A 3,188-nucleotide genomic window follows, 5' to 3' on the forward strand; every position below is an offset into this window, starting at 1 on the left:
GGCTCGCGCGGCGGCGTCGGACGGCCGGTCAGGTGCCAGGCCAGACCGTCGGTGACCAGCGCGAGCAGGCTCTCGGCCGCGACGTCCTCGCGCACGGTCAGCGCCCGGTCGAGGCCCACGAACCGCCTGCGCAGCGTGTCGTCGGGGACCAGCGGCGCGTCGACCGCCCGGCCGACCAGCGCGTCGTCGAGCACGGTGGGCTCCAGATAGACAACACGCTTGCGAAAACCGCTCGCGGTCACGGACCGCCCGTCGTGCACCACGCCCGGCGGCAGCACGGTCACCCCGGTGCGCCGCGCGGCGTGCTCCTGACCGTCCAGGCCGTACCCGATCAGGCCGCGGTCCACGATCAGCACGGTCCAGGTGTCGTGCGTGTGCGCCGGGTAGGCGTGCTCGTGCCATGCGGCGTGCAGCACCTCGGCCACGCCCGGGATCCCGGGCCGCCAGGCGCGCACCACGTCGGGGGCCGGGCCGGCGGGGCGATCGAGCGGGGGCACATCAAGAACGTACAAGATCCGCGGCGCCGTCCGCGGCCACCCTGGGCGGTATGACCTTCGAACAAGCCAAGATCGTGATCGTGCTGCGCGACGACCTGCTCGCCTGGCAGGAGAACAACGTCACAGCCTTCCTGTCCAGCGCCGTGACCGCGGCCTACCCCGACCTGGTCGGCGAGACCTACCGCGACGCCGACGGCCAGGAGTACCTCGCGATGCTCGGCACCCCTGTCATGGTCATGGTGGCCGACGGCGACCGGCTGGCCACGTTCCGGGAGCGCGCCGCCACGCGAGGCCTGCGCATCGGCGTCTACACGGCCGACCTGTTCGCCACGGGGAACGACGTCGACAACCGGGCCGCCGTTGCGGGCGTGGCCACAGGGAAGCTCGACCTGGTCGGGATCGCGGTCGCCGGCGAACGCCGCGTCGTCGACAAGGTGGTCAAGGGCGCGCGCCTGCACCCCTGAGGTCAGGACACGAGCGCTACGTGCAGCGTCCGGGGGCCGTGCACACCCTCCACGCGGTCGAGCTCGATGTCGCTCGTGGCGCTCGGCCCGCTGATCCAGGTCAGCGGCCGACCGGGGTCGGCGTCGAGCAGCCGCACGGCCTCCGGCACGGTCTGCACCACCTGGTCCGTCCGCACCACGCACACGTGCACGTCGGGCACCAGGGAGATCGCGCGCCGGCCCTGGTCGGGCTCGCCGTCCAGCACGATCGTCCCGGTCTCGGCCACCGCTACCCGCGCGGCCGTCACCACGGCGTCGGTCCCGTCCAGCTCGACCGCGGAGAGCGGCGCCTCCCGCGAGTCGGTGAGCACCTCGACGTCCGCCAGCCCGGCGAGCCACGCGGGCTCGATCCCGGGCGGCACGACGACGCTGCTCCGCGCCCGCGCGACTTCGGCCTCCCGGCCGGCCGGCAGAATGTCAGAAGATCGGTCGCTCGAGCTGCCGACCACCTGACCTTCTGCCGACCGCCCTGGATCGGCCCCGGGCCCTGGCGCCAGCAGCTCCGCCAGCAGCTCCGGCAGGTCCGCTGCCGTCACCCGGTGCACGTGCGCCTTGTAGTCCACGAGCCGGTCGACCAGCACCTCCAGCACCTCCGCCGACCCGGCGGCATGCTCTCCGGCGGAACGGTACTCCCGGGGCACCGGAGCGGGCTCCGGCGTGGAGGTGCCCAGCGCCGTCCGGATCCGGGACAGCATCTCGGTCCTGGCGTCACTCATCGCTCGTCCTCCCGCCCGGCCCACCAGTCGTGGAACGTCTGCTTCGGTGGTTCCGGCAGGTCCCTGGACCGGGTCCAGAGCGAGCCGGGGAACGGCAGCCGCCGGATCACGCCGTGCCGCGAGATCGCCCGCAGCACCCGCGGGAGGCGCGCGGCCCGGCGGAACCGGGCGCCGTCGGCCATCGCGAAGGACGCCGCCTTCATGGCCGCCTTCCACACCCGGTCCGCGGTGTCGGGCGAGGCGCCGCCGAGCTCGACCTCACGCGCCCGCAGCTCGACCAGGATCGACGGGATGTCGATCTTGACCGGGCAGACCTCGTAGCACGCGCCGCACAGCGTGGAGGCGTATGGCAGGTCCGACTTCTCGCCGGTGAGCTGCGGTGTCAGGATCGCGCCGATCGGGCCGGGGTAGACCGAACCGTAGGTGTGGCCGCCCACCCGCTCGTACACCGGGCAGACGTTCAGGCACGCCGAGCAGCGGATGCAGTGGAGGGCCGAGCGCCCCGCCTCGTCGGCCAGCACCTTCGTGCGGCCGTTGTCGAGCAGCACCAGGTGGAACTCCTGCGGCCCGTCGCCCGGGGTCACGCCCGTCCACATGGAGGTGTACGGGTTCATCCGCTCGCCGGTCGAGGAACGGGGCAGCAGCTGGAGGAACACCTCCAGGTCGCGATAGGTCGGGACCAGCTTCTCGATACCCATCACCGTGATCAGGGTCTCGGGCAGCGTGAGGCACATGCGGCCGTTGCCCTCGGACTCCACCACGGCGAGCGTCCCGGTGTCCGCGACCGCGAAGTTCGCGCCGCTGATCGCGACCTTGGCCGAGAGGAACTTGCGCCGCAGGTGCGCGCGGGCGGCCATCGCGAGCTCGCGCGGCACGTCGGTCAGGTCCGGCGGAGCGTCGCCCATCCGCTCCAGGAAGATGTCGCGGATCTCCGTGCGGTTGCGGTGGATCGCGGGCACCAGGATGTGCGACGGCATGTCGTCGGCGAGCTGCACGATCAGCTCCGCGAGGTCGGTCTCGACCGCGGCGATGCCCTCCTCGGCCAGCGCCTCGTTGAGCCCGATCTCCTGCGTGGCCATGGACTTGACCTTGACGACCTCGTCGGTCTCCTTCGCGCGCACCAGGTCGGCGACGATCCGGTTGGCCTCGGCGGCGTCCCGTGCCCAGTGCACGACGCCGCCCCGCGCGCTCACGTTGCGCTCGAGCTCCTCCAGCAGCTCGGGGAGGCGCGCCAGCACATCGGCCTTGATGGCCGACCCGGCGTCGCGCAGGGCCTCCCAGTCCGGCACCTCGCCCACCACGCGGGCCCGCTTGGACCGGATGGTGGCGGTCGCGTTGCCCAGGTTGCGGCGCAGCTGCTCGTTCTCCAGCGCTGCCTTCGCGGCGTCGGGGAAGGACGCGCCCCAGTGCAGCGGGTCCTCCGGCCGCCCGACGCCGCCCAGGGTGCCGGGCGCCGCGTCGGGGCTCGGGCC

Annotated in this window: 4 protein-coding genes; 1 reads left to right on the top strand and 3 read right to left on the bottom strand. The window is 73.2% G+C overall.

Annotated elements, in window-relative coordinates; all coding sequences use genetic code 11:
* A partial coding sequence (locus tag PROKR_RS15005; RefSeq protein WP_036964658.1) for an AraC family ligand binding domain-containing protein occupies nucleotides 1-497 on the bottom strand: 497 nt, incomplete at its 3' end.
* 50 nt (nucleotides 498-547) lie between these two features.
* On the opposite strand from PROKR_RS15005, the gene PROKR_RS15010 reads away from it, so the two are divergent.
* The gene (locus tag PROKR_RS15010) at nucleotides 548-961 is read left to right on the top strand and encodes a DUF2000 domain-containing protein (protein ID WP_036964446.1); all 414 of its coding nucleotides are present in this window, start codon (nucleotides 548-550) and stop codon (nucleotides 959-961) included.
* A gap of 2 nt (nucleotides 962-963) precedes the next feature.
* On the opposite strand, the gene PROKR_RS15015 is transcribed toward PROKR_RS15010, so the two are convergent.
* A complete protein-coding gene (locus PROKR_RS15015; RefSeq protein WP_036964447.1) occupies nucleotides 964-1,716 on the bottom strand; it encodes a LutC/YkgG family protein in 753 nt (250 codons plus the stop codon).
* Nucleotides 1,713-3,158 carry a LutB/LldF family L-lactate oxidation iron-sulfur protein gene (locus PROKR_RS15020; RefSeq protein WP_051433045.1) on the bottom strand — a complete coding sequence of 482 codons (1,446 nt, stop codon included), beginning with the start codon at nucleotides 3,156-3,158 and terminating at the stop codon, nucleotides 1,713-1,715. Before PROKR_RS15020 ends, PROKR_RS15015 begins: the two co-directional genes overlap by 4 nt.
* Nucleotides 3,159-3,188: the final 30 nt, after the last annotated feature.

The sequence above is a fragment of the Promicromonospora kroppenstedtii DSM 19349 genome (assembly GCF_000515355.1).
Classification (GTDB): Bacteria; Actinomycetota; Actinomycetes; order Actinomycetales; family Cellulomonadaceae; genus Promicromonospora; species Promicromonospora kroppenstedtii.